This is a genomic window from Agrobacterium sp. B1(2019), from assembly GCF_008274755.1.
In the GTDB taxonomy this organism is placed as follows: domain Bacteria; phylum Pseudomonadota; class Alphaproteobacteria; order Rhizobiales; family Rhizobiaceae; genus Agrobacterium; species Agrobacterium salinitolerans.
In genome coordinates this window covers 1-25,419 of record NZ_VTPB01000007.1, presented here as the reverse complement: position 1 = coordinate 25,419, position 25,419 = coordinate 1, and the positions used below count along the sequence as shown (strand labels likewise).

The following is a 25,419-nucleotide window of genomic DNA, read 5'->3' as shown; positions in this document are numbered from 1 at the left end:
AAAGGAGGAGGAAAACCATGACTATCGACAAAAACGGGAAAACCCAAGGCGGGCTTTCGATCAACCGCCGCACCATGTTGATCGGATCGGCCGCCACGGTGGCCGGCGCCGGGCTGATGAGCTCGACGCTGTTCACGCCGGCGCTTGCCCAGAGCAAGCCTGCCAAGCTGACCGTCCTCGGCGACAGCGCGCCGTGGAAGGGAACGATCATCGAGGATGCCATTCCCGCCTTCCGCAAGGAATCAGGCATCGATGTCGAATACATCCAGTTGCCCAATGAGCCCCTGATCACCCGCGCCCGCGCCGAATTGACCAGCGGCAGCACCACGAGCTTCGACGTCATGCAGATGGGCGCGTCGATGATCGGATGGATGCATCCCTACATGGCCGATGTGAACGAGCTGATGCAGAAGGCCGGCGGCAAATATGCGGCCGATTTCGGCATGGACGAGTTCTCGCAGGCCTCGCTCGACCTCGCCAGCATTGACGGCGTCCAGCGTGGCGTACCGTATCGCAGCACGACCTATATTCTCCACTACCAGCCCGAACTGCTCGAGGCGGCCGGCATCAAGGCACCCCCGACGACGTTTGCGGAATATCTGGATGCGGCGAAGAAGCTCACGGAGGCCGGGAAGCCGAACCGGTTCGGCGTCGGCTACTGCGCCCGCCAGGGTGGCGCCATCGTCGACCATTTCGGCCCCTATCTGCTCTCGGCCGGCGGCGGCTTCTATGACAGCAAGACCAAGGACATCTGGATCAACAATGAGAAATCGGTTGCCGGTCTGGATTTCTACGCGAGCCTGCTCAACAAGCACGGCGTCGTGCCGCAGGATGCGCTGACTTGGGAATGGGACGAGATCATCGCCAACGGCCAGAACGACCGCTATGCGATGGCAATCACGCTTAATGCATCGGCCACGCCCATCAACAGGTCCGACAAGTCGAAGACAAAGGGCAAATGGAGCTGGGCCATGGTTCCCGGTGCCGAAAGTGCCGCCGACAGCCGCTCGTCGCTGGGTGGATGGAGCTTTGCCGTGCCGGCCAAGGGTCCCAATACCGGTTGGGCCTTCGAATTCGTCCAGTTCATCACCAGCCGTGAATGGGCCAAGCGCTCGATGGAAAAGGGCAACGCCTCGGCCCGCCTGTCCGTCCTGACGGATCCCGAAGTCATCTCGACCTATGGCTTCACGGAGGTCATGGCGCAGCAACTCAAAACCGCTGTCGCCAATCCTCGTGACGCCTATTGGGGCGCGGTCGAGGCCCAGCTTCGCGCGGGTCTCTCCAAGACGCTGCTCGGACAGGCCTCGCCGAAGGATGCCATGGATGAAGTGGCCTCCGGCTGGGAACGCACCATGCGTCGGGCCGGCTGAGGAGAACATGCCGGGCGGTTTACCGCCCGGCAGATCCCATAGGAAAAGGAGAAAGTCATGGCTTCGGTTCAGATGACTGGTGTCAGAAAAAGTTTTGGCGCGGTAGACGTCATTCACAGCCTTGATCTGAAGATCGAGGACGGAGCATTCGTCGCACTCGTTGGCCCCTCCGGCTGCGGCAAGTCGACTTTGCTTCGGATGATTGCCGGGCTGGAAGAGACAACAGGTGGCGAAATCTCGATCGGCAACCGCGTCGTCAACGAACTGACGCCGCGCGAGCGCAACATCGCCATGGTGTTCCAGAATTATGCTCTTTATCCGCACATGACGGTGGCGGAGAATATGGGCTTCAACCTGAAGCTCGCGAAGAAGTCGCAAGCCGAGATCGAGACGCGGGTTGCCGAGGCGGCGCGCATGCTGGGCCTGATACCGCTTCTCGACCGCCGGCCTTCGCAGCTATCGGGCGGCCAGCGGCAGCGCGTGGCGATGGGCCGCGCGGTGGTGCGAAACCCGCAGGTTTTTCTTTTCGACGAGCCGTTGTCCAATCTCGATGCCAAGCTGCGCGTGCAGATGCGCACCGAGATCAAGGCGCTGCACCAGAAGGTCCGCACGACCTCCGTCTACGTCACCCATGACCAGATCGAGGCGATGACGCTGGCCGATCATATCGTTGTCATGCATGGCGGCCGCATCGAGCAGCAGGGGCATCCGATGGAGCTCTACCGCAAACCGGCCAATCTCTTCGTGGCCGGTTTCATCGGGACGCCGGCGATGAACTTCGTCGAAGCCGTTGGTGGCAGAGACGACCGCGGGCCGCTGGCAAGGCTCTCCGGCGGCGAGGCCATCCGCGTGGATGGCGTACGTCTGGAAGAGGGCAGGCCGGTGACCCTCGGCTTCCGTCCCGAGCATCTGACGGCGCGCGGCAGCGGCACGCGGCTGACCGGTCCCGCCCGCTTCGTCGAGCCAACCGGCGCGCTGACGCATGTGACCTTCGACGTCGGGGGACGCGATATCGTCGCCGTCGTCGATGGGGAGAACCAGGTCACGGCCGGCGAGGCGTTCGAGGCGACGGTGCCCGCGGATCTCGTCCATGTGTTCGACCGGCAGTCCGGCGCGCGTCTGAACGCGCTCTGATCCTATCCGCAGGCCGGTTCCCAAGGCCGGCCATGACAACTCAGGAGAATGACATTGAACAAGCCCGTCAATCCGGCGAGTGCGATCGAGGCGGTCGAAAACGCCGTCCGCACCCATTCGCGGCCGTCTGAAATCCGCATCACCGATATGCGCATCGCCGTTGTCACCGGCATCTGCTATTATCCCATCATCCGGATCGACACCAACCAGGGCATTTACGGCCTGGGAGAGGTGAGAGACGGAGGGCATCCGGAAAGCGCCCTGAGGCTGAAGAGCTTCCTGCTGGGCCAGAACCCGTGCAATGTCGACATGATCTTCAACGCTTTGAAGCTCTATGGCGGCGACGGCCGCGAGGGCGGCGGCATTTCTGGCATCGAGATCGCGCTCTGGGACCTCGTCGGTAAGATTTACGGTGTCCCCTGCCATCAATTCTTCGGCGGCAAATATCGCGACAGCGTGCGCATCTATGGCGATACGCCCGCGCCGGAACATCTGACGCCGGACGCTTATGCCAAGGCGGTGCGCGCCCGTGCCGACATGGGCCTTACCTTCATCAAGTTCGACCTGCCGCCGAAGCTGTTTGAAACCACCGAAGGGGCGCTTGTTGGCTCGGCAACCCGGCATGAATACGATCTCGGGCGCAGCACCCGGGCGGCCGGATCGGGTCGCGGCGCGAAGATCTCCGAAAAGGGCATCGAAACCGCCGTCGAAATCGTTCGCGCGGTGCGCGCGGAGGTTGGCCCGGACATCTCGCTCTGCGTTGACCATTTCGGCGAGGGCTATATCACCGCCGATGAGGCGATCCGGATCGGCAAGGCGCTCGAGCCATTCAACCTCGCCTGGATCGAGGATCCGGTGATCTGGCATGACATTAAGGGGCACAAGAAGGTTGCGGATGCCTTGCTCACACCGGTTGCCGGCGGTGAGGATCTCTATCTCGTGGATGGTTTCCGCGAGGCGATCGAGACGCAAGCCTTCGATGTCCTGCATCCGGACTTGCTGACCTCGGGCGGCATGCTGGAAACCAAGCGCATCGCAGATTACGGAGCGGCTCATGGCCTGGCGACTGCGCTGCACTCCTGCTGCTCGCCCATCGGCTTCATGGCCAATGTCCATTGCGGTGCGGCCATCAACAGCCTGATGGCAGTCGAGCATCACGGCCTCGACGTGCCGTTCTGGGAAGACCTCGTCACCGGTCTTGCGCCCAATTATCTCGACAATGGCTATGTGGCGGTTCCCGACCTCCCGGGCCTCGGGCTGGATCTTAATCTGGAGGCGATCACCGCCAATCTGCGCGATCCCGACAGCCTCTTTCTCCCGACGGAAGAATGGAACAAGCGCAAGGCCGGCTTCGAGCGGGTCGAACCGCCGCGCTATCAGACGCAGCTCGTTCGCAATAAGTAACTGCATTCCGCACCCAACAGAAAAGTTCTAGACCCGTAGGATGCCGACGGGTCTACTCCATCGAGTGGTTACAGCGTCAAACTATTCGAATGAAGGCAGTCCCAACCCTTTGACCGTAGCGCCGAAGGAGTTTGCGTCATCAAGCCGCTGGCAGCTTAGTGGCTCGGTCCTCGCCACGAGCGAAGGTCTATCCCGGAGGCAGCATCAGCCTGCCGAGGAGCACCCTCATGTTCGCGGTACGGCCGGACCGGTTGACGACCGGTATGGGCGTGGCAGTTCCGACGCCTTGTTTGACAGCTTAGTTCCAGAATGCGCATAAGCCTCGACAGCAACATTTACAGCAGCCTAGGCTGCGGAGGTAGGGGGCATTGTACGGTTGCGGGTTCACATCGGTTCAAGAGCAAAACGATCGTGCGACGCTGATCCAGTCTCGCCCGCCTAAATCAATGACTGACTAGGAGAAATTCTCCAGCACCGCCATAAACGTGTGCCGGTCGCCCTGACCCTCCGTCAGGCGGACACGACCCTCGATGTCGGCTAGGTGGTGGTCCATCAGATGTTGTGCTTTGGCCAAGTCCTTGGCCTTCAACGCCGAGACAATCATTCGGTGATGGTCAGCGCCGCAATCGTCCCGCTTCTCCTCTTCATACAGAGCCATGACGAGAGAGAGGCGCGCGACGATCTTGGTCAGGACTTCCGTCAAGACAGAGTTGCCGCCGAGATCGGCAAGCACGATGTGAAACTTGCCCGACAGCGTGGTCTTGGATTTCTCGTCGCCGTGATGATGGATCTGTTCTTCCTCGTCGGCCAGCTTCTCCAAGGCATCCAGCTGCTCGGCCGAGGCGCGCTCCATGACGAGTTCGAGGATGGCATGTTCGAGCTTTCGGCGCGATTCGAACAGGGCGCGCGCCTCGTCGATGCCGGGTTCGGCGACGAAGGTGCCACGATTTCTCTTGCGTTCCAGCAGGTGGTCGCTTTCAAGCACGCCGAGTGCACCGCGCACGACGGTGCGGCTCACTCCGAAATGATCCGCAATGGCATCCTCGAGGATCTTGGTTCCGGGTTTCAGTGCCCCTTCGCCGATCGCGTTGGCCAGTGTTGTGCGGATGCGCTCGGACACATCGTCATTGGCATTTTCGGCGGCCTCAGTAGCGTTGCTGGCCTTAGGTGCTGTCTTGGTGATCTGGCGACGTGCCCTTTTCATCTGCTGCTCCAAATACGTCAGGCGATATAATTTTTTTCATAAGAATATCGCTGCGTATATGCTCATTGCGCCGGGAAGCCAAGCTTTCCCGGCATTTCTGAATGCGGCATCGATGAGAGGGATCGCCGATGCCGCATTCGCTCGCTCAGGCCGCCTGTCGTTTCGCACTCGGTGTGGAGAGCACGATCCCGTTATCCCTGCGGATGGTTTCGATGTGGCGCTTCGATCCTTCGATAAATGCGAGGGCCTCGCGGTAGCCATATGACTGGTTCTGGTAGGTCGGATAGCCGTATTGGCTTGCTTCATAGGCCTCCCAATCAGGGATTTCGCCTGCAGCGACACGCTTGGCATAGATGTCGACCATGGTGAGGTAGGCTTCCAGTTCCTCCGGGTCGAGATCGGGGTGGCCGGCGCGCCATATTGGATCCTCGATCTCTATGCACTGGCGTGGATTTGCCTTTCGGGGCTTGTCTTCGACGGAGGCCGCAACCTCGAGCGAAAGGTTCAGTTCCGGATTCACCTTTGCCAGGATCGGAATGATCGTCTCAAAGTCGACGACGCCGCCGCCGACAAGCCGCGTCTGGAAATCGAGGCCGCCGGGCGCATAGCCGACATAGGCATCCTTGATATGGGTCTGGCGCACATAGGGCGCTACACGCCTGGCGGCGAAGACCGGATGTTCGGCGCGCTGCAGCCCGTTGGCGGTATCGAAGACCACGCCCATGCAATCCGCGCCAACCTTCTCGATCAGGCGGAGGATCTCGAAAGAGGTGATTTCGTCATGGGTTTCCATGTTAAGATGCACGCCATGGGCGCGGGCGACCGGTGCCAGCTTCAGCAGGACTTTTTCGATGGCCAGCAGTTGCTCGTCCCAGGTCACGTCCGTGCGGAACCGATCGTTTGCAAGCCGGCCGCGATATTCGGATTTGAAGTTCCCGGGCGATACCCAGAGTTCGTGGCAGCCGATGGCGGCACTGGCCTCGATCATGCGGGTGAAGCCGAGGATAACATCGCCATCACCGATGGCGCGGAATTCCGGGGCCTCTGCGCTGCAATAGGGATTGATCTTGCCGACGCCAGCCTCGAGATAGAGGTCGAGTTCGTCAGCCCTGGTGCGGATGTCACGCAGCTCGCCTGTGTCGAGAGTCGGGCTCATGTCCAGCACCGTCGGGAAGAACAGGCCGGCAAGGCCGAGTTCCTTGATATGGTCTAGGCTGGCCAGCGGTCCGCGCTTGCGGAACTCGGGAAGTTTCTGTGTGTCGATACCCAGTTTCATTGTTGTCTCCTTGGGTGTTTTTCCGTGTTTCCCTGAATGGATGCGCTGCGATGGCGATCCTTTGCTTGGCTTGAGAAATTGGATGGGATGTCAGCCACGTCGCCCGGCCGCCCTTTGCGCGCCGGACGAGCGGCCCTTGGGTGCGAGATGTCGTTCGAGATAGTGCTGGCCGATCGAGGCGATGGTGGTGATGATCAGGTACCAGAGCGAGGCGACACACAGCAGTTCGATAACCAGGAAGTTGCGGGCATAGATGTTCTGTGCCTGGGTCAGCAGATCCTGCATGCCAATCACCGAGACGATGGCGCTGGCCTTCAGCATGCCGATCGCCTGGTTGCCGGTCGGCGGCACGATCAGGCGGATTGCCTGCGGGAGCACGACTGTTCGCAGGGTCTGAAGTGGTTTGAGGCCCAAGGAGGATGCGGCTTCGCGCTGTCCGCGATCCACCGCGGTCAGGCCTCCGCGGATGATCTCGCTCATGTTGGCCGCTTCGTGCAGGCCCAGAGCAAGAAAACCTGCAAGCGCCGGTGTCACGAGATCGTTGATGGAGATGGACCAGGTGCCGATCCCGACCTGCGGAATGAACAATGCGATGTTGAACCAGAAGAAGATCTGGACGATCAGCGGCACGCCGCGGAACCACCAGACGAAGGCGACGGCCATTGCCTTCAGCACGATGTTCTGGCTCGTTGCCATGATGGCGACGATGCAGCCGAAGGCGATACCGAACACCATGGCCGTATCTCAGAAGTTTCATGTCAGGTGTCCATTTTGTCTTGGGATTTACTTCAGGCGTTCGCCCAGCCGCCATCGATCACGATGGCGTTACCGGTCATGAAGGCGGATTCATCGCTGGCGAGATAAACCACGAGTTCCGCGACCTCCTCGGGCGTGCCAAGGCGTCCCATGGGTTGACGGGCGACGAAGCCGGCGCGTGCATGATCGTAGTCGCCAAGCGCACGCATACGATCCTGCAAGGACGGACTTTCGATCGTGCCGGGACATATTGCGTTGGCGCGGATGCCCTTGCTGACATAGTCGAGCGCCACCGATTTCGTCATGCCGATGACTGCCGCCTTTGTCGTGCCATAGATGAACCGGTTCGGAGCGGCGATCACGGTCGAGGCGACAGATGCCATGTTGACGATCGATCCGCCGCCACGCTCGATCATACCGGGCAGAAAGGCCCTTATCATCCGGTACATGGCACGGATATTCAAACTGACGGAAAAATCGAAAGCGTCCTCGTCGCAGTCGAGAATGGCGCCGTTGTGAACGAAGCCCGCGCAGTTGAAGAGGATATCTGGAGCGTCAATTTCTTTCGAGAAATTATTGATTTGCGCGGGGGCTCAGCACATCGAGCCTGCGTGTGACGAGGCCTTCAAGGGCGCCAAGCGTTTGAAGCTTCAGCGGATCCAAATCGGTCGCCCAGACGCGAGCGCCTTCCCGCAGGAACGCAAGCGCTGCGGCACGTCCCATCCCCTGTCCGGCCGCCGTAACGACAGCCGTCTTCCCTTCCAGTCTTCCAGTCATGTTATCTCCCATGCTGCAGCGTTCCGGCGCATCGTTAATGGCCCAGTACGGCCGCCACGAAACTGCGAAGCTAGCCTTCTGCGTGATATTCAGGGCAGGACAGGCAGTCGATTATTCACCGGTGCAGACCCAAGTTGCGATCGCTCAAGGCGCTTTGGCCGCGCCCACTGATGCCGGGCCTCTTCTGAAAGCACGAGACCATGTCCGGGCCGGTCGGGCGCATAGGCGTAACCGTCTCGGATCTCGATCGGTGCCTCCACCAGATGATCGAAATTCTGGAACGAATACTCCAGCCATTCCACTTCAGGCAGTGCCACAGCCATGTGCACGCCAATCTCCAGGAAAGTATTCCCCAGACTGACCGGAATGCCCAGTTCGGCCGCCAGCCAACCGATATGCATTACGTCCGTAACCTGTCCGTGCACATTGAGGATATCAGTGCCGAAATTGTCCATCAGGACACGCTTTCCGGAAAGGTCGAGATATTCGCCGCTGTTGATCTGTGTCCAGTTTACGGCGTGGCGGAGCGTGCGCAGACCTTCGAAATCATGCCGCAGGATCGGATCCTCCACCCACAGCAAATCGTGGCCCGCATCCCGGATTGCCGTCAGTTTGACAAGCGCTTCCTTGGAATTCCATGCTTCATTAGGGTCGATCATCACCTGCGACCCTTCCGGCACGACCTGTTTCAGCAGATCAAGGCGGCGAAGGTCACGGGAAAAGTCCGCATGGCCGACCTTAATCTTGAAGGCGGAATAGCCGATGCTGGCGGCATGCGCGAACAGGGCGCAAAACGCGTCGTCGCTCAAATGGAAGTCGAGACCGCTCGCATAGGCGCGGACCCGGTCGCGCCGGCTCCCAAGCAGACTGTGGAGTGGCAAGCCTGCCTGCTTTGCGGCCAGATCCCAAAGCGCCACCTGCAGCGCCTCGTGAAAGGGCAGGGAGTAGGCGCGCTGGTTGCCGCCGCGCGGCCTGTTGACCCGGTGCACGAGCCCGATCGCCCTTTCCCCTTTGATCGTCGGCCAGACTTCATTGCGAAAGACGGCTTCGATCTCATCCTGGTCGGGCAGGGGGTGGAAAAGCGTCTGGATGAATCCGAGCCCCAGCTCGCCATCTTCAGAGATCAGTTCCAGGGCTGCGACGTTTACGTCATCGGCACGGACCTGACTATCGCCGATTACGCGGTCGCGAGCGAACTGGAAACGGGTTATACGAAAATTACAAATGGGCATATGGAGCTCGTTGATCGCTTACATAGTTGAACTGATCTATCAGAGAGAGTAGATATCGTAGCCATGAAAAAACTACAAGAGCCTCGCAGCCTAAAATCGGACGCTGCCGACATCGGCATGCCGCGCCTCAGCGATGTCGCCTACGAACGAATCCTCGAGAGTCTGTTTGAGCGGAAGGTTCCGGTCGGCGCATTCATCTCGCAGAACGAGCTTTCGGCTATTGTCGATGTGCCCGTGGCGCCGCTTCGGGACGCGTTGCGGGTGCTGGAAGCTGAGGGCATCCTGAGGATCCATCCGCGCTCCGGCATTCAGTTCGTCAGGCCGGGGCTGGAATTGACGCGATCCACCTATCAATTCCGCTCGATCGTCGAGCGCGCTGCGGTGCGCGTGTTTGCGGAGCAGGGGGATGAGCAGATCATGAATGCCTTGGAAGTCAGGCATTCTCGCCTTCTGCGGCGGGTCGAGCGTGACGGACTGGGACCTGAGCAATTATTGGAGATGGATTCGCTCGAGATGGATCTGCATGGTCATATCATACAGTCCCTTCGCAACCCCCTCATCGATAGCGCTTATCGGCGCATGCACAACTACTTGAGGCTGCTTAGACTGGAGCGGAAGGCTACCGCGCCCATTCTGGTGCGCACCCTCCGGGAGCACCTTGATATTCTCGAAGCTTGCAGCACGCGGAGCGCGGATGCGGCTGAGAAGGCTCTGCAGGCACATTTTCAGGCCGCCATGCAGCGCAATCTTGGCCTTGTGTGAAGAAATTCGATAAATTCGGAGGTCGGCGAAGTGGGATATTGCCGCAAGCCAAAAACAATGTTACCTCACACTGATCGATCAGAATGACGATCTGATATCTCGGGAGGTTATCAATGCATCTGAGTAAACGTGAATTCTTGGCGGCGACAGCGGTATTGACGCTTGCAGCAGGCTTGCGAAGCGCCAATGCAGCCACGGTGATCAACTATTGGCACCATTTTGCCAGTCAGTCAGAGATGGCAGGACTGGCCAAGATCATCCAGCTTTTTGCCGCGGCGAACCCCGACATCTCAGTCACTCAGGAAAGCATCCCAAACTCCGAATATATGGCGAAGATTTCGTCGGCTGTGGTTGCTGGAGGGCGGCCAGACACAGGTATGGTCATAGCCGAACGCTTTGCAGACTTGACGGCAATGGGAGCACTTGTCGATCTGACTGAGCGCGTAAGCAACTGGGAGGGCAAGGCTAACTTGCCTGAAGGGCGCTGGGCCGGGATGTCGCAGGACGGCGCGATCTATGCCGTCCCTGCCTATGCTTTCGTTGATTGGATGTACTATCGAAAAGACTACTTCGATGAAGCGGGCCTTTCTGCGCCTGCGACATTTCAGGAGTTTCTCGTTGCCTGCCGAAAGCTGACGGACCCGTCCAGGAATCGGTACGCCTTCGGAATGCGTGGCGGCGCAGGTGCATTCAAGTACGTCCTCGATGTGATGGAAGCCTTCGGGTCGCCAATCGTGAAGGACGGCCAGGCGGCAATCGATAAGCCTGCTGCCGTCGAGGCCATAACCTTCTACGCCGACTTGTTCCGCAAGGAGAAAGTGGTTCCGCCCAGTGCTCCGAACGATAGCTACCGGCAGATCATGGAAGGTTTCCGCACCGGCCAGACTGCCATGATCTGGCATCATACCGGTTCGCTCATCGAAATCTCTGCAGCACTGAAGCCTGGGGAACAGTTCTCCACGGCGCCAATGCCTTCAGGGCCCAAGGCGCATATCGCCCGGGTGGCCTATGCTGGCAATGGTATCTTCAAGGACGACAATGTCGAGGCTGCGTGGAAGTGGATCAGCTTCTGGGGTGAAACGGACGCGGCCATCGCTCTGCTCGAGGCGACGGGCTATTTTCCAGCGTCGACGGCAGCGCTGAAGGACGAGCGCATTACATCGAACCCGATATACAGTGCGGCCACCGAGACACTGGAGTTCGGTCGGCTGCCGAACAGTTTTGTCGGTGCGGCCGGTTGGTCGGAAAATGTGGTGAACCCGACATTCCAGTCGGTTCTGACCGGTCAATTGACGCCTGGACAGGCTGTGGATCGCATGATCGAGGGCCTCGAAGCCGCTCTTCGCTAATCTCTCTCAGGCACGACACTCCTTTGGAGTGTCGTGTCTCAAGTCGGGACGGCGATATCGCCGCGTTTCAATGTCATCAATCTTAAGCCGCAAGCCTTTCAGTCGCCTCGGGGAGTTCTCGGAAACCCGGTTTTGGGTCTATTTCCTACTGCTGCCGAGCCTGCTTCTCCTGCTCCTCGTGGTCGCCTATCCGACGATCTACGGCTTTGTCATCAGCGCGCGGGAAATGCGCCTCACCAGACCGGGCCTCAACGGCTGGGTCGGCATGAAACACTATGCCGAAATGATGACAGATCGGGTTTTTTGGATTTCGTTGAAGAATACCGCGATCTGGGTGACGGCAGCCGTCGCGATCGAGATCACGCTGGGTTTTATTGCGGCCGTCGCTCTAAACCGGAACCTGCCGGGCACCAAGATCTTCGGTGTTTTGATCCTGCTGCCGTATTTTCTGCCAAATGTCGTTGCGGGGCACATGTGGGCGCTTCTCCTTGATCCGCGCCTCGGCGTCATCAATGACATTCTCGTCCGGATTGGCGTTCTGAGCTCCTACAAGGCGTGGTTCGCGGACCCGGCCACCGCTCTTGCTGCCACCATATTGGTGGAGGCATGGCACGGCTTTCCGTTCTTCGCGCTCCTATTCCTCGCGGGCCTGAAAGGTATCCCTGAGGATCTGTATAAGGCTGCCGCTGTCGATGGAGCCGGCTCCCTCACAAAGTTTAGATTGATCACGGTCCCCATGCTCAAGACGGTGATCACGGCTGCGGTAATCCTGCGCGTGATCAGCCTTGTCAATTCCCCCGACCTCTTGCTGGTATTGACCGGCGGCGGTCCCGGAAACGCCACACAGGTCCTGTCACTCTACGCTTTCCAGACCGCATACCGAGACTTCAACTTCGGCTACGCAGGCGCTCTTTCGGTGGTGATGTTTCTGATCCTGATGGTCTTCGCCACGATCTACATACGCCTATCGCGCATTACGAAAGAATGATCCACCATGTTTAAGACCAATCGCAGCAGGCGTCTGGCTGCCGACGTGCTGACCTATACCGTTCTCTGCATTCTCGGGATCTTTTGCATCGGTCCGATGGCATGGATGTTCCTGACGTCGCTGAAGCCCGAAGCCGACATCGTCACCTCGCAGATGCAGTACATTCCTCGGCATGTCACCTTCGAGAACTATGTCGCCATCTGGACCCAGTCGAACTTTCCGGTGTTGATCACCAACAGTCTGATTGTCACCGCCGTCACGGTCGCCATCTGTGTGGCTACCGGCACATTGGCTGCGTATGCATTCGCGCGGATGACGTTTCGCGGCCGCAACACTCTTATGCTTGGCTATCTGCTCATCCGCATGTTTCCCGCCGTCATGATGATCATCCCTCTTTATGTCATGATGCGGACCGTGGGACTAGTCGACAGCCGGTTCGGTCTGGCGCTGGCCTATACCAGTTTTCTGTTGCCGCTGTTCGTCTGGATGCTCAAGGGCTTCTTTGATGCCGCGCCCAGGGAGCTGGAAAGCGCTGCCCGCATTGATGGCTCAACCCGGCTCGGCGCCATGGTTCGTATTGTCCTGCCGCTCACGAGAAACGGCCTTGTGGCAAGTTCGGTTTTCATAGCCATCGCGGCATGGAACGAGTTCATTTTCGCCCTCATGCTGACGACAGGACAGGGCTCTCGCACCTGGCCCGTGGGGCTGCAGCTGATGGTGGGAGAGTTTCAGCTTCCTTGGGGCGTCCTGGCGGCTGGCGGCATCCTCAGCATTCTACCGGTTATGTTCGTCTTTGCGATCGTCCAGCGGGCAATGGTCCAGGGGCTGACTGCGGGCGCAGTCAAAGGTTAAAGGAGAGAAATCCATGGCCACGCTTTCCCTTACGAACGTCCGCAAGTCCTATGGCGCGCTCGACGTCCTGCATGGCATTGACATCGAGCTGGAGGATGGCGGCTTCCTGGTTCTGCTCGGCCCCTCGGGCTGTGGCAAGTCGACATTGCTCAACATTATCGCTGGTCTCGATGATTCCTCCAGTGGCGATATTTCAATCGGCGATCGCTCGGTGACCGCTCTGCCGCCGAAGGACCGCAACATCGCAATGGTTTTCCAGTCCTATGCGCTGTATCCGACAATGTCGGTGGAGCGGAATATTGGCTTCGGTTTGGAGATGCGCGGAGTTGCGGCAGACCAGCGTCGCGAAGCGGTGACGCGGGCGGCGGAGATGCTGCAGGTTACCCATCTGCTCGACCGCAAGCCGGCCAATCTTTCCGGTGGCCAGCGGCAGCGCGTGGCCATGGGACGTGCCATCGTCCGTGACCCCGACCTGTTCCTGTTCGACGAACCCCTGTCGAACCTCGACGCAAAGCTCAGGGTGGAGATGAGAACCGAAATCAAGAGACTCCATGAGCGGCTCGGCACAAGTATTGTCTATGTGACGCACGATCAGATCGAGGCGATGACACTTGCAACCAAGGTTGCCGTCATGAAGGGGGGTCATATTCAACAATTTGCCGATCCACGCACGATCTACGAGCGGCCGGCAAATATGTTTGTCGCCAGTTTCATAGGATCTCCGGCCATGAACTTTATTGAGGGCCGTCTCATGAACGGCGGCTCTGGTTGGCAATTCGTGGCCGACGGCGTCAGCCTTGGGGTAGGTGTCGATTTTGCTGGCTTGACCGAGCGTAACGTCATTCTGGGGGTGCGTCCTGAGGAACTCAAGGTCGTGGAAGGACATGAGCTTGGTGCCATTGAAGGCATCATTGACGTCGTCGAACCGACCGGGCCGGATACGATGCTGACGACAACGATTGGAAGACAGACTATCGTTGCCCGTGTGGCTCCGCGTTTCGCCGGCAAAAGGGGAGAGCAGGTCACCTTTGCCGTTGATCAGGCGAGTATCAATCTTTTCGATCCAAAGACGCAAATGCGGCTATAAGAGTTGGGGGAGGGCCTGTCGCAAATTTTCTTGGTTAACGGCCTGTTGACCATCAGCGGAGAAATTCCCGCTCCTGGGTTGTGGAGCGTACCGATGATTCTGAATGCCATTGCCTAGAAACTGAAGCCCAATCGAAGAACAACTTCAAGGGACGGCTGTCGGTTGGCAGTTAACCGGGGTCTGCCTCACTTTGTTTGGAGATGAGCCCAATTTGATGGGCATCATCCGCGCTCTGAGAAGCTCTGCACCCGCTCGGCCATACATGGCGCGCTTGATCGTCTTCGGTCGGTTGATCTGCCCTGCCGCTTGACCATTGCTGCAAAGCATGTCGATGGCGTTACGGACAGCGTTGATATCGCGGCGAAGAACGCAGGCAAAACGCGCGGGGCGCTGACCGTCAATCAAGAGCCGAAAGTGGACGCCCTTAAACAGGTCTCCCAGACGTTCGCCACCTTGCTCAGCTTCTCGGCGTAGGGCGAGGCAATATCCGGGATCGGGTCCGAGAATTTTTGCCGCTCGCACTGCCGACAACTGCAACGCCAGCGGTTTAACCGAAGCCTTACCGTCACTTCATTGCCTAGATCGGCAGATCCTGGAGACTGCGGTACGACCAGCCGTGCCGACTACTGCTATGTCTCCGGCAATCTGGGCAAATGCCCGAGGATGGTCCGCAAGCCGACACAACCCAGTCACCGTCGCCGTTGGTTACGATGCTTTCCATCTTGTTTCCTGGACCGGGCGACCATTTTGATTTTATTCTCGTGCCCGCCAATTGCGAAGTGCCCGCTAACGATCTGTTAACCACACAAAGTGAGGAAGATCCGGATTAAGTGCAAAGCGACAAGAGCTAAGTGAATAGAGGAGCGATGGTAAGAGACGTGTCGCTTCTCGGAATGAATGGCGGGCAGGTGCTCCGGCAGCTCTGAAGACGACCGTTTGCCGCCGCTCGAAGTCATGGGCTTTTTTCAAATCTCTGTGCAATCAGGTCCGGGATAAACACCCGATCTTCATATTGATACGCTGAAGGTCAAGAGCTGGAATTTTCACTAACATCTGAAGCCGAGCATGTCGGAATGGGTGCGTGCTTGTCTAACACCGTGTCAATCTTCAAGCGGGGAAATTTGGGGTACGTCGGCGGCAATAGCTTTCGGCGTTGCATTGGGAAACGGGTGAGTTGGATCGGGAAGCGATGCGAGGCGCGCCTCTGTCTCCGGCGAGACGTGACAGCGCAGACCTGAGACTGGCCCGATGCCATACCGGGCAAAGTAAGGCCTTATGAGGTCGTAGCCACGCTGGTCGCCTGACTGAAAGTGACGGAAAATCCAGTAGGCGATCAAATCCGCCATCTGAATCAGGCGCGATGCCTTCGAATCCAGAAAAAGCGGGACTTCAGCAAAGTTGCGAAGTTGGCCGTTGGCATGCCCCACGTGCTTGAACACATGAGAGAGGGTTTGGATTTTCTCCTCATAGTTGCTCTTGTCGAGGATAACCAAGCCGCGCTGGGGGTTCTTTTTCTTATAAAGCGTCTTCAGATAGCCATCAAAACACGAAGCCACCTCCTCGAAGCTCCGAGCCAGAATATCGTTCGGAGAGAAGAGCTTCTTTTCGATGACGCAGGCGTAGACCTTCAACTGTAATTGCTTGTCTGCCAGTAGCGACAAGATATCGACGACGGCTTGAACTCTGTCGTTGGGAGGCACACCTTTCCAGGTACCGTTGCCCGAGCGCATTGGGTTTCCATGGAACTCGATTTCTCGAGGATTGGTTGAGCTAAAGCGCGCCGCTACAGGATCTATCTGGGCTTCCAGCCAATGCGTTTGGCGCTCGAATATGCTAAAGCCTGCAAGGACAAAGAAGTCGGAGCTTGGATCATGCGAGTGACCAGACTCGTCGAGATATAGTAGATGCAACGAATCCCCCCTGAAACGAAAAAGCGGACCGCATGCGGTCCGCTCCAATTCGGTAAGCCGAGTGAAACAATCGTTCAACGCACCGACGGATCAGCGCTCTCGACTATGCTCAATATATATCGGTTGCGTGTCGGCTTTTCAAGAGGCGGCTCCGCATGGCTCACAATCGCGAACCTCCAGCGTTCGCGGCTTCACGTCGTCTGTGACCGCCTCCAGCAGCCATAGGCATCGACCGTGACCTGATGACCGGAGCGAAAAGAAGGTAGCGTCAGGTATCGAGGGCTACAACAAGATCCGCATCAGCACGATCGTTGTTTGTCGGAGGCAGGCCCATGGAGGCGTCCCAATCCCGCTCTTGATGGATGGCTTCCTGGTCCGGCCCCGGATCTCCGTCGATCAACCCGCTGACGGGGTCCGTGAGCCAAGCTACGGCCGCTTCGGCTTTGCCTTCGCGGTGATCGCGACCGGTTCCGGACACTGACGGGAGCCATCGAGCGGGAATGGCCCGCTCCAAAGGTGGAGCCTCAGATGAACACCGATCTTTCTCTTGCGCAAAACCACGCCTTCCAGCTTTCCCGCACCCTGATGGTTCCGGTCACACTGTTCAGGTCCGGCGACGAGTTCGGCGTTCTGCCGAGCGACGAACTCGACGATGAAGACGATCTGGAGATCGTGCATGAATTCCATCCCTGGCCGGCTCATTGAGCCGGCATTTTCCTCTCCTTGATGCCGCTTGCGCGCGGCAGGCGGCAAGGGAAGCTGCGCCGCGCCTTGGCACCGACGGGAGGTGCCAAGCTGCAGATCAGCAGGTTGCCATGGCGCGCCCTTGCCTCCTTTGCTCTTCGCGGACCGCTGGAAACGGTCCCGCAAATTGCGGGAAGGATGGATCTGGAGAGAAGGGCGGCGCCAAGCGCCGAGAAAAATAATGGAAAAACAGAAACTGGAGGAACTTCGGGACCGCGTCCCGTGCGCAGCAGTGCTGGAACAGGCCGGCTTTACCTTCGACATGAAGGAAAGCACCCGCAAGGCACAAAAATACCGGCGCGATGCGGAAATCGTCATCGTCATCCATGAGGGGCGGGGATGGTTCGATCCACTGTCCGACGCGAAGGGCGATGTCTTCGGTCTCGCGGAGCATCTGGACGACGTGACCTTCGTCGAGGCGCTCGACCGGGTGGCCGCTCTTGTCGGCATCATCGCCAGGGATCCTGCCTAGTCTCGACCGGCCGGAAAGCCCGCTCACAACAGTTCCGTCTCTGAACGCTGGGCAACACGACGTAGGCCGTGGCAGGGATCGATGACCTGGCGCTATCTGCGCAGCGAGCGCTGCCTGCCGGCAACGATCATCCGGGAGGCCATCCAAAGTGATGCCCTTCGGGAAGGCCCTTATGGCAGCATGTGGGCCGCGCATGTCAATGACGATGGTGTTGTTACTGGCTGAGAGGAGCGCGGTCCGGATTGGCGCGGCTTTTCGACAGGCGGTTCGAAGGTTCTGTTTCGCCTTGGTTCCTCCGACGCGACGCGTCTTTGCGTCACCGAGGCGGCGATCGACGCCATGAGCCTTGCGGCGTTCGAGGGCCTTCGGGAGGGCAGCGTCTATCTCAGCACCGGCGGAGGTTGGTCACCGATGACGGACGCCGCGGTCCGCAAGCTGGCCGCACGTCCGGGTGCTGTGCTGGTCGCGGCCACCGACGCCAATGGCCAGGGCGAGACCTTTGCCGGCCGCCTGCGCGCCATTGCTGATGAGGTCGGCTGCGACTGGTTGCGATTGAAGCCACCGACCGAGGACTGGAATGACGCGCTGAAGGCGCGGGAAGACGAAAATCGGGAAAGGAAAACAAGGGCAGGAGGAAGAGGCCTGCCGCAGTCGCGCCGCCCGCATCAAGGGTGAAGCTGCGCCCGGCTTTGCCGGCCCTTGACCCGGGCGGAACACGCTGCGGCTTGAGGGGAGGGGTCAAGAAGGACTGAAGAGGATGGTGAGCCGGCAGGGCAGCACCGCACTTCGGTCCGGACAGGGCCAAAGGAGCCTTTCAATGAACACCCCTTCCGCAATCCGTAAAGTCTACCAGGGCATCACTCAGCGCCATCAGATGTTCCGAATGTTCGATCGGCATGCACAGCGTCCTCATCGTTTCGAGGGTGAAGCAAGCGCGCTCTATGCCGGTGAATGGTTTGAAATTACCGAACGTGAACACGACTATATGTTCGAGATCCTGCCGCCGCTTTGGATCCGTAGCTCGATGTTCGCGATGCGCGAATTCCTGACCGGATCCGTCACATCGGTATTCTTCGCGCTGCGGTTCGACGGTGTCATCCGTTACTTCCATGGATATTGTGATCTCTCCGACCGTGGGTCGGTGGAACACTTGCGTCTAGCGATCATCGAACGCGAAACGCGTCCTGTACGCTCGGTGACGCGGGGCGAGCGCCTCGAGCACATCTGGAGCGCCACGGCGGACGCATATCGCGGCTACTCCGATGAAACCGTCCCGCAGTATCTGCCGGGTCAGCGCGTCATTGCTCTCTACACAGGGGCTGGATCTACCAGGTTGAAGCTTCTCGACGACCTGACCGACGACGAGATCGCCACCAAACTGCCCGTCCAACTGCGCCATCTGCCCGATACGGCAGTCGCAGCGCGAGGAGGCGCTTTCTATGCTTTCGTTTCCGATTGAATCCGTGCGGGCGGTGATCGCCCGCGGTCGCGCCGATGCACAAGCCAATGGCAGCTTTCGCAATCCCCACCATGGCCTTCATCCCGGGCGCGACGAACGGCCAGGTCTATGGCTGGTCGGCGACCACGGTGTCTACTTGTGCTCGAACGGCGCATTGCTGGATGGCGAAAAGCCGTTCGTCGCTTACGCACTCGAATGCGATCCTCGCACGAACGACGACTGGTTCGAGGTCAAACGCAAGACCTTTGGGGGAGATGACGGTGTCGAATTCATCGATGCCGAGCAACTGGAGGCGATGATCGCTGCCACCCCCAATGCGAGGCACCTCGGAATCACCTTCGATGATGACTCGATGGAACTCTTCATCATCGAGTGGTCGTAGCGCCTCCGTCGGAGCGGATCCCCAACGTCAATCAACATCTCTTCGTCAGCGCGTCCCACTCGCTGGACGATGACGCGCGCCTTCACAAGGAGAATTTATCATGAGCAACGATCCCTTCTCTCTCGACATGTTTGGCAATACGGCACTGTCGTCCGGCTTGGTCCTTGGCGTGACCGCCTTCGGAAGCTTCTCGCCTGAAGCCGCCAACGATGACGATCCGGATCCCACGCCGCCGGCGTCAGGGCCGGCATCCGCACCTCCCAGGGCGGCGGCAGTACCCTCTCGGCCTCCGTCACACCCGAGGAGGCTCCGGGCAAACTTCTACCTCGACGGCGACTGCGGCTTACCTTCGTCCTGGAAGGATCGTGCCCGCGCCAATGTTGCGGCCATCCTCGTTGCCGACAACATTGCCAAGCAAGACCGGCCGGCGACGCCGAAGGAGCAGGCGCAACTGATCCGCTTTACCGCCTTCGGTGCGGGCGAACTCGCCAACGGCATGTTCCGCCGATCTGGTGAAGTCGATTTTCGGCAGGGCTGGGACGATCTCGGCTCATCGCTTGAGACTGCCGTCTCTGAAGCCGACTATGCATCGCTCGCCCGCTGCACCCAGTATGCCCATTTCACGCCGGAGTTTATCGTCAGGGCGATCTGGGCCGGCATCCGGAGGCTTGGCTGGCGTGGCGGCCGTGTTCTAGAACCAGGCATCGGCACGGGCCTCTTCCCCGCGCTGATGCCAGAAGCGTATCGAAACAGCAGCTACGTCACCGGCGTCGAGCTCGATCCCGTCACCGCGCGGATCGTCAAGCTGCTGCAGCCGAAGGCCCGGATCATCGAGGGCGACTTTTCCCGCACCGACCTTGCTCCGATCTACGATCTCGCCGTCGGCAATCCGCCCTTCTCCGATCGCACCGTCCGCTCAGACCGAAACTATCGGTCGCTCGGCCTGCGCCTGCACGACTACTTCATCGCCCGGTCGATCGATCTGCTGAAGCCAGGCGCGCTGGCCGCGTTCGTTACTTCCCATGGCATGATGGACAAGGCCGATACGACGGCGCGGGGGCATATCGCCAAGTCCGCCGACCTGATCGCGGCGATCCGCCTGCCCGAGGGCAGCTTTCGCCGGGACGCCGGCACGGATGTCGTCGTCGACATCCTCTTCTTCCGCAAGCGCAAGCCCGGTGAGCCGCAGGGGGATCAGACCTGGCTCGACGTTGACGAGGTTCACCCCGAAACGGAGGACGAAAGTGCGATCCGCGTCAACACGTGGTTTGCCCGGCACCCCGGCTTTGTGCTTGGCACCCATGCGCTGACGTCTGGACCGTTCGGCGAGACCTACACCTGCTTGCCGCGCGCTGGAGAGGGTCTCGAAACCGCCCTCGCCGCCGCGGTCGATCTCCTGCCGGTCGATCTCTACGACGGCGAGCCAACGCCGATCGATATCGATCTGGAGGACGAACTCGGCGAGATCGTCGATCTGCGGCCGAGGGACAGCGCTATGCGCGAAGGCAGCTTCTTCCTCGACCGGTCGAAGGGGCTGATGCAGATGCTCGATGGGGCGGCCGTACCTGTCACCATGCGCAAGGGTCGCTCGGGCGATGGGATTTCTGAGAAGCATATCCGGATCATCACCAAGCTGATCCCGATCCGTGACGCCGTGCGCGAGGTGCTGAAGGCCCAGGAAACCGACCGGCCATGGCGCGATCTTCAGGTCCGCCTACGCATTGCCTGGTCAAGCTTTGTGCGCGACTTCGGGCCGGTCAACCGCACGACCGTCTCGATCCAGGAGGATGTGGAGACGGGCGAGGTCAAGGAGACTCATCGCCAGCCGAATCTCGCACCCTTCCGCGACGATCCCGATTGCTGGCTCGTCGCATCGATCGAGGACTATGATCTGGAGACCGACACGGCCAAGCCAGGTCCGATTTTTTCCGAACGTGTGATTGCTCCGCCCGCGGCGCCGACCATCGCTTCGCCTGCAGACGCGCTCGCTGTCGTCCTGAATGAGCGTGGCTGCGTCGACATCGATCACATCGCCGAGCTGCTCCATAGTGATCCCGTGACTGTGCTCGACGAGCTGGGTGATGAAGTATTTCGCGACCCCGCCGATGGATCCTGGCAGACGGCCGATGCCTACCTGTCCGGCGCGGTGCGCACCAAGCTCGACGCAGCACAAGCAGCAGACGAGCTGGATCCGGCCTATGAGCGCAACGTGCGGGCGCTTCAGGATGTGCAGCCGGCCGATCTTCGACCCTCCGACATCACCGCCCGTCTTGGTGCGCCTTGGATCCCGGCGGCCGATGTCGTCGCCTTCGTCAAGGAGACGATGGAGGCCGACATCCGCATTCACCATATGCCGGAGCTCGGCTCCTGGACGGTGGAGGCGCGACAGCTTGGGCTTTCCGCGGCCGGCACGTCGGAGTGGGGCACCAGCCGCCGCCATGCCGGTGAACTCCTCGCCGACGCCCTGAACAGCCGGGTGCCGCAGATCTTCGACACCTTCAAGGATGTCGACGGCGAGCGCCGGGTGCTCAATGTCGTCGATACCGAGGCGGCGCGCGACAAGCTGCAGCGGATCAAGCAGGCGTTTCAGGACTGGGTCTGGACCGACCCGGATCGCACCGACCGGCTCGCCCGCGATTACAACGACCGCTTCAACAACATCGCGCCGCGCAAATTCGACGGCTCGCATCTCAAACTTCCAGGCGCCTCAGGCGCCTTTGTTCTTTATGGGCACCAGAAACGCGGCATCTGGCGGATTATCGCCGATGGCTCAACCTATCTCGCCCACGCCGTTGGCGCCGGCAAGACGATGACCATGGCAGCCGCGATCATGGAACAGCGCAGGCTCGGGCTGATCGCCAAGGCAATGCTGGTCGTGCCTGGCCATTGCCTGGCGCAGGCGGCACGCGAATTCCTGGCGCTTTATCCGAACGCGCGCATTCTTGTCGCCGACGAGACGAACTTCTCCAAGGACAAGCGCGCCCGGTTCATGTCGCGGGCGGCGACCGCCACCTGGGATGCGATCATCATCACGCATTCGGCGTTTCGCTTCATTGCCGTGCCCTCTGCCTTCGAACAGCAGATGATCCAGGACGAGCTGCAGCTCTACGAGGATCTACTGACCAAGGTCGACAGCGAGGACCGTGTCTCGCGCAAGCGCCTCGAGCGGCTCAAGGAAGGTTTGCAGGAACGGCTCGAAGGTCTCGCTACCCGCAAGGACGATCTTCTGACCATCTCCGAGATCGGTGTCGACCAGATCATCGTCGACGAGGCGCAGGAATTCCGCAAACTGTCTTTCGCCACCAATATGTCGACCCTGAAGGGTATCGACCCGAACGGCTCGCAGCGCGCCTGGGATCTTTATGTCAAATCCCGCTATATCGAGACACGCAATCCCGGTCGCGCGCTGGTTCTCGCTTCCGGCACGCCCATCACCAATACGCTCGGCGAGATGTTCTCGATCCAGCGCCTGCTCGGTCATGCCGCACTTACCGAGCGCGGGCTACATGAGTTCGATGCCTGGGCCTCCTGCTTTGGCGATACGACGACCGAACTCGAGATCCAGCCCTCGGGCAAATACAAGCCGGTCAGCCGCTTTGCCTCCTTCGTCAACGTCCCCGAACTGATCGCCATGTTCCGCTCCTTCGCCGATGTCGTCATGCCGGACGATCTCCGGCAATATGTGAAGGTGCCCAACATCTCGACCGGGCGCCGACAGATCCTAACGGCCAAGCCGACGGCGTTGTTCAAGACTTATCAGCAGATGCTCGATGGCCGGATCAAGGCGATCGAGAAGCGTGAAGGGCCGGCAAAGCCAGGTGACGACATTCTGCTTTCGGTCATCACCGATGGTCGCCATGCCGCGATCGACCTGCGCTTCGTGATGCCGGCGGCCGAGAACGAGGCAGATAACAAGCTCAATCTCCTCGTGCGCAATGCCCACCGGATATGGACGGAGACCGGCGAGGCCATCTATCGTCGCCCTGACGGCAAGGAGTTTGATCTGCCAGGCGCCGCCCAGATGATCTTCTCGGATCTCGGCACGATTAATGTCGAGAAATCCCGCGGCTTCTCGGCCTATCGCTTCATCCGAGACGAACTGATCCAGCTTGGCGTGCCCGCCGCGCAGATCGCGTTTATGCAGGACTATAAAAAGACCGAGGCCAAGCAGCGGTTGTTTGGCGATGTCAGGGCGGGCAAGGTCCGCTTCCTGATCGGATCGTCGGAGACCATGGGGACCGGCGTCAACGCTCAGCTACGGCTCAAAGCCCTCCACCATCTCGATGTCCCATGGCTGCCGTCGCAGATCGAACAGCGGGAAGGCCGGATCGTTCGCCAGGGCAACCAGCACCACGAAGTCGATATTTTCGCCTATGCCACCGAAGGCTCGCTCGACGCCTCCATGTGGCAGAACAATGAGCGCAAAGCCCGCTTCATCGCCGCCGCGCTCTCCGGCGACACCTCGATCCGTCGGCTGGAGGACGTTGGCGAAGGGGCCGCGAACCAATTCGCCATGGCCAAGGCCATCGCGTCTGGCGACGAGCGCTTGATGCAGAAAGCTGGACTCGAGGCCGATATCGCCCGGCTCGAACGCCTGCGCGCTGCCCACGAGGACGACCAATATGCCGTCCGCCGGCAGATGCGCGATGCCGAGAGCGAGATCGAGGTCTCGGCCCGGCGCATCGGCGAGATCGGCCAGGACATCGCACGGCTTAAGCCGACAGGTGGCGATGCCTTCACGATGGTAGTGCTTGGGCAGGAATACACCGAGCGCAAGGAGGCCGGGCGGGCCCTGATGAAGGAGATCCTCACGCTTCTGCAGTTGCAGCAGGAAGGCGAGGTGCATCTGGCAACCATCGGAGGCTTCGATCTCGTCTATGAGGGCGAGCGGTTCGGCAAGGGTAATGGCCATCGTTATGAGACGCTGCTTCAGCGCACCGGGGCAGACTACGAGATCGATCTGGCCATCACGATCACGCCGCTCGGCGCCATCTCACGGCTTGAGCACGCTCTCAGCAGCTTCGATGAGGAACAGCACCAGTATCGTCGGCGGCTTGGAGACGCCGAGCGGCGATTGGTTTCCTACCGTTCCCGAGACGGAGGCGCTTTCGCGTTCGCAGACGACCTAAAGGAAAAACGGCTGAAGCTGCGGGCAATCGAGGCTCAGCTGGCGGCAGACCTGGACAACGAGACCGTCGCGGCAGCCGCATAGCTGCATTGCACAATAAATGTTTTCCAGTTGGTCAAAATCCAGGCATAACGCCTCCAGCTGATGCACATGACGGTCACCTCCCAGTTCCGTCGCAGCAGCTGTTCCCCTCTGGAGGTTTTCAATCTCCACACTTCATGGGCCGCGGTTCTCCGCAGGCCCATTTTTTTATTCTTCGTTCGCGTCGGCTAAGGAACCTAAGGGATTTTTGCCGAGGCCAGTTGTGCGTGGGCCCCTCCGGTCGGCAGCTTGAAGAGCGATTATTTCAAGGTACCGGTCGCGCATGCCCTTCATGTCGATATCTCCCCGGACCCATTCCTCCACCGCAGCGAGGAACGCTGGATCAGCGTCGACCGGCGTGCCGCGCGCTGCCGCCCGATCAATTACTCGTTGCGCGATGGTTCTCCGCGTCTCGGTATCTGTGGTCATGATGTTTGCCTGGCATTCCTGATGAGCGAAAAGATCTAACAGTTGATGTTCTGGACCGCGACTTGAAATTGCCTTTGGTCAACAATATCTGAGCATCACTTCCCGACGAGACGATGTCCTGCTCGCTGCAATCGCCGCGGCGTTTGATGTTGTCCCGGGATACAGAAGAAGGCGCTCCCCTCAAGGGTCGAGCGCCTTTTTTTGTTTCGGGGCAACCGCAAATGCGGTGCTGCACCTTGACCGCGCCACCTTTGCGAATGAGATCTGCGGTAAAAATACTTCGTGGAACCATATGCCATTTTTTCTCGTGACGCAGACTTCCCTTGTCGAAGCTCAAGATGAGCAAGATGCCGCTCAAACGGGAGTCGACCGCCTCCGTTCCGGTGGACAGGTCACCGTTTCGGTCAAATCGGATGAAACGACGATTACGCACGTCGTTGTCGCCGCAGTAGCCGAAGAGTCTCTCCCCGTCGCGCAATCCGAGGCCGCCGATCCATCACCCGCTGCCATAGCTATCGCCGAAATTGCCACTGCCACACCGGAGAGCAGGAAGCTGATCTTGAAGCGCATGCTCGCCGATGGTCTGGCCCTTCTTGGGCGCCGAACCTAGCCCATTCTCGAAG

The 25,419-nt window shown here is 59.8% G+C and carries 22 protein-coding genes and 3 pseudogenes; 17 read left to right on the top strand and 8 right to left on the bottom strand.

Annotation, left to right across the window (positions count from 1 at the left end; translation table 11 throughout):
* Positions 1–17: 17 nt before the first annotated feature.
* The 3 genes from AGR1_RS28710 to AGR1_RS28700 are packed head-to-tail and all read left to right on the top strand — an operon-like array spanning position 18 to position 3,908.
* Positions 18–1,370: a sugar ABC transporter substrate-binding protein gene (locus AGR1_RS28710; RefSeq protein WP_149149133.1), complete on the top strand. Its 1,353-nt coding sequence runs from the start codon at positions 18–20 to the stop codon at positions 1,368–1,370.
* Positions 1,371–1,427: 57 nt separating this feature from the next.
* Entirely contained in the window at positions 1,428–2,504 is a 1,077-nt protein-coding gene (gene ugpC, locus AGR1_RS28705) for a sn-glycerol-3-phosphate ABC transporter ATP-binding protein UgpC (RefSeq protein ID WP_149149132.1), read from the top strand.
* A 54-nt stretch (positions 2,505–2,558) separates the two neighbouring features.
* On the top strand, positions 2,559–3,908 hold the full coding sequence (locus AGR1_RS28700; RefSeq protein ID WP_246669777.1) for a mandelate racemase/muconate lactonizing enzyme family protein: 1,350 nt from the start codon (positions 2,559–2,561) through the stop codon (positions 3,906–3,908).
* Positions 3,909–4,362: 454 nt separating this feature from the next.
* Here the strand turns inward: AGR1_RS28700 and AGR1_RS28695 are convergent, their stop codons facing one another.
* The 5 genes and pseudogenes from AGR1_RS28695 to AGR1_RS28675 all read right to left on the bottom strand — a co-directional run bounded on the left by AGR1_RS28695 (position 4,363) and on the right by AGR1_RS28675 (position 9,153).
* Positions 4,363–5,112 (bottom strand): GntR family transcriptional regulator, encoded by a 750-nt coding sequence (locus tag AGR1_RS28695; RefSeq protein WP_149149130.1) that lies wholly within the window; start codon positions 5,110–5,112, stop codon positions 4,363–4,365.
* Positions 5,113–5,257: 145 nt separating this feature from the next.
* The gene (locus tag AGR1_RS28690) at positions 5,258–6,388 is read right to left on the bottom strand and encodes a sugar phosphate isomerase/epimerase family protein (RefSeq protein ID WP_149149129.1); all 1,131 of its coding nucleotides are present in this window, start codon (positions 6,386–6,388) and stop codon (positions 5,258–5,260) included.
* A gap of 90 nt (positions 6,389–6,478) precedes the next feature.
* A pseudogene (locus tag AGR1_RS28685) lies at positions 6,479–7,126 on the bottom strand (amino acid ABC transporter permease); the annotation flags it as partial.
* 50 nt (positions 7,127–7,176) lie between these two features.
* Positions 7,177–7,921, bottom strand: a pseudogene (locus AGR1_RS28680) (SDR family oxidoreductase).
* 89 nt (positions 7,922–8,010) lie between these two features.
* Positions 8,011–9,153, bottom strand: coding sequence for a mandelate racemase/muconate lactonizing enzyme family protein (locus AGR1_RS28675; protein ID WP_149149128.1), 1,143 nt, complete (start codon positions 9,151–9,153; stop codon positions 8,011–8,013).
* 117 nt (positions 9,154–9,270) lie between these two features.
* On the opposite strand from AGR1_RS28675, the gene AGR1_RS28670 reads away from it, so the two are divergent.
* The 5 genes from AGR1_RS28670 (at position 9,271) to AGR1_RS28650 (ending at position 14,191) form a co-directional block, all read left to right on the top strand.
* Positions 9,271–9,915 (top strand): GntR family transcriptional regulator, encoded by a 645-nt coding sequence (locus AGR1_RS28670; RefSeq protein ID WP_149149127.1) that lies wholly within the window; start codon positions 9,271–9,273, stop codon positions 9,913–9,915.
* A 113-nt stretch (positions 9,916–10,028) separates the two neighbouring features.
* Positions 10,029–11,264, top strand: coding sequence for a sugar ABC transporter substrate-binding protein (locus AGR1_RS28665; protein WP_149149126.1), 1,236 nt, complete (start codon positions 10,029–10,031; stop codon positions 11,262–11,264).
* 70 nt (positions 11,265–11,334) lie between these two features.
* A complete protein-coding gene (locus tag AGR1_RS28660; RefSeq protein WP_149149125.1) occupies positions 11,335–12,252 on the top strand; it encodes a sugar ABC transporter permease in 918 nt (305 codons plus the stop codon).
* A 6-nt stretch (positions 12,253–12,258) separates the two neighbouring features.
* A complete protein-coding gene (locus AGR1_RS28655) occupies positions 12,259–13,104 on the top strand; it encodes a carbohydrate ABC transporter permease (RefSeq protein ID WP_149149124.1) in 846 nt (281 codons plus the stop codon).
* Between the two features lie 13 nt (positions 13,105–13,117).
* The gene (locus AGR1_RS28650; RefSeq protein ID WP_149149123.1) at positions 13,118–14,191 is read left to right on the top strand and encodes an ABC transporter ATP-binding protein; all 1,074 of its coding nucleotides are present in this window, start codon (positions 13,118–13,120) and stop codon (positions 14,189–14,191) included.
* 144 nt (positions 14,192–14,335) lie between these two features.
* On the opposite strand, the pseudogene AGR1_RS28645 reads toward AGR1_RS28650, so the two are convergent.
* Positions 14,336–14,572: pseudogene (locus AGR1_RS28645) on the bottom strand (hypothetical protein); the annotation flags it as partial.
* Between AGR1_RS28645 and AGR1_RS29755 the strand changes: the two are divergent.
* Positions 14,498–14,665, top strand: a complete 168-nt coding sequence (locus tag AGR1_RS29755) for a hypothetical protein (protein WP_187772331.1) — start codon at positions 14,498–14,500, stop codon at positions 14,663–14,665. The pseudogene AGR1_RS28645 and the gene AGR1_RS29755 overlap by 75 nt on opposite strands.
* A 626-nt stretch (positions 14,666–15,291) precedes the next feature.
* Here AGR1_RS29755 and AGR1_RS28640 read toward each other — a convergent pair.
* A complete protein-coding gene (locus AGR1_RS28640) occupies positions 15,292–16,101 on the bottom strand; it encodes a DUF3800 domain-containing protein (protein ID WP_149149122.1) in 810 nt (269 codons plus the stop codon).
* 528 nt (positions 16,102–16,629) lie between these two features.
* Between AGR1_RS28640 and AGR1_RS29750 the strand changes: the two genes are divergently transcribed.
* From AGR1_RS29750 to AGR1_RS28615, 7 genes are all read left to right on the top strand, one after another.
* Positions 16,630–16,806 carry a hypothetical protein gene (locus AGR1_RS29750; protein ID WP_025419229.1) on the top strand — a complete coding sequence of 59 codons (177 nt, stop codon included), beginning with the start codon at positions 16,630–16,632 and terminating at the stop codon, positions 16,804–16,806.
* Between the two features lie 220 nt (positions 16,807–17,026).
* Positions 17,027–17,317, top strand: coding sequence for a hypothetical protein (locus AGR1_RS30210; protein WP_348640604.1), 291 nt, complete (start codon positions 17,027–17,029; stop codon positions 17,315–17,317).
* An 81-nt stretch (positions 17,318–17,398) separates the two neighbouring features.
* Entirely contained in the window at positions 17,399–17,542 is a 144-nt protein-coding gene (locus AGR1_RS30205; protein WP_348640603.1) for a DUF3991 domain-containing protein, read from the top strand.
* Positions 17,543–17,656: 114 nt separating this feature from the next.
* Entirely contained in the window at positions 17,657–17,992 is a 336-nt protein-coding gene (locus AGR1_RS30200) for a toprim domain-containing protein (protein WP_348640602.1), read from the top strand.
* Positions 17,993–18,134: 142 nt separating this feature from the next.
* Positions 18,135–18,776, top strand: coding sequence for a DUF1419 domain-containing protein (locus tag AGR1_RS28625; RefSeq protein WP_149149121.1), 642 nt, complete (start codon positions 18,135–18,137; stop codon positions 18,774–18,776).
* Positions 18,757–19,158: a DUF3085 domain-containing protein gene (locus tag AGR1_RS28620; RefSeq protein ID WP_149149120.1), complete on the top strand. Its 402-nt coding sequence runs from the start codon at positions 18,757–18,759 to the stop codon at positions 19,156–19,158. Before AGR1_RS28625 ends, AGR1_RS28620 begins: the two co-directional genes overlap by 20 nt.
* Positions 19,159–19,258: 100 nt before the next feature.
* The gene (locus AGR1_RS28615; RefSeq protein ID WP_149149119.1) at positions 19,259–24,370 is read left to right on the top strand and encodes a DEAD/DEAH box helicase family protein; all 5,112 of its coding nucleotides are present in this window, start codon (positions 19,259–19,261) and stop codon (positions 24,368–24,370) included.
* 165 nt (positions 24,371–24,535) lie between these two features.
* Here AGR1_RS28615 and AGR1_RS28610 read toward each other — a convergent pair whose 3' ends face one another.
* Complete coding sequence (locus tag AGR1_RS28610) at positions 24,536–24,796, bottom strand: hypothetical protein (RefSeq protein WP_149149118.1); 261 nt, start codon at positions 24,794–24,796, stop codon at positions 24,536–24,538.
* Between the two features lie 226 nt (positions 24,797–25,022).
* Here AGR1_RS28610 and AGR1_RS28605 point away from each other — a divergent pair, with 226 nt between their 5' ends.
* Positions 25,023–25,406: a hypothetical protein gene (locus AGR1_RS28605; protein ID WP_246669774.1), complete on the top strand. Its 384-nt coding sequence runs from the start codon at positions 25,023–25,025 to the stop codon at positions 25,404–25,406.
* Positions 25,407–25,419 lie beyond the last annotated feature (13 nt).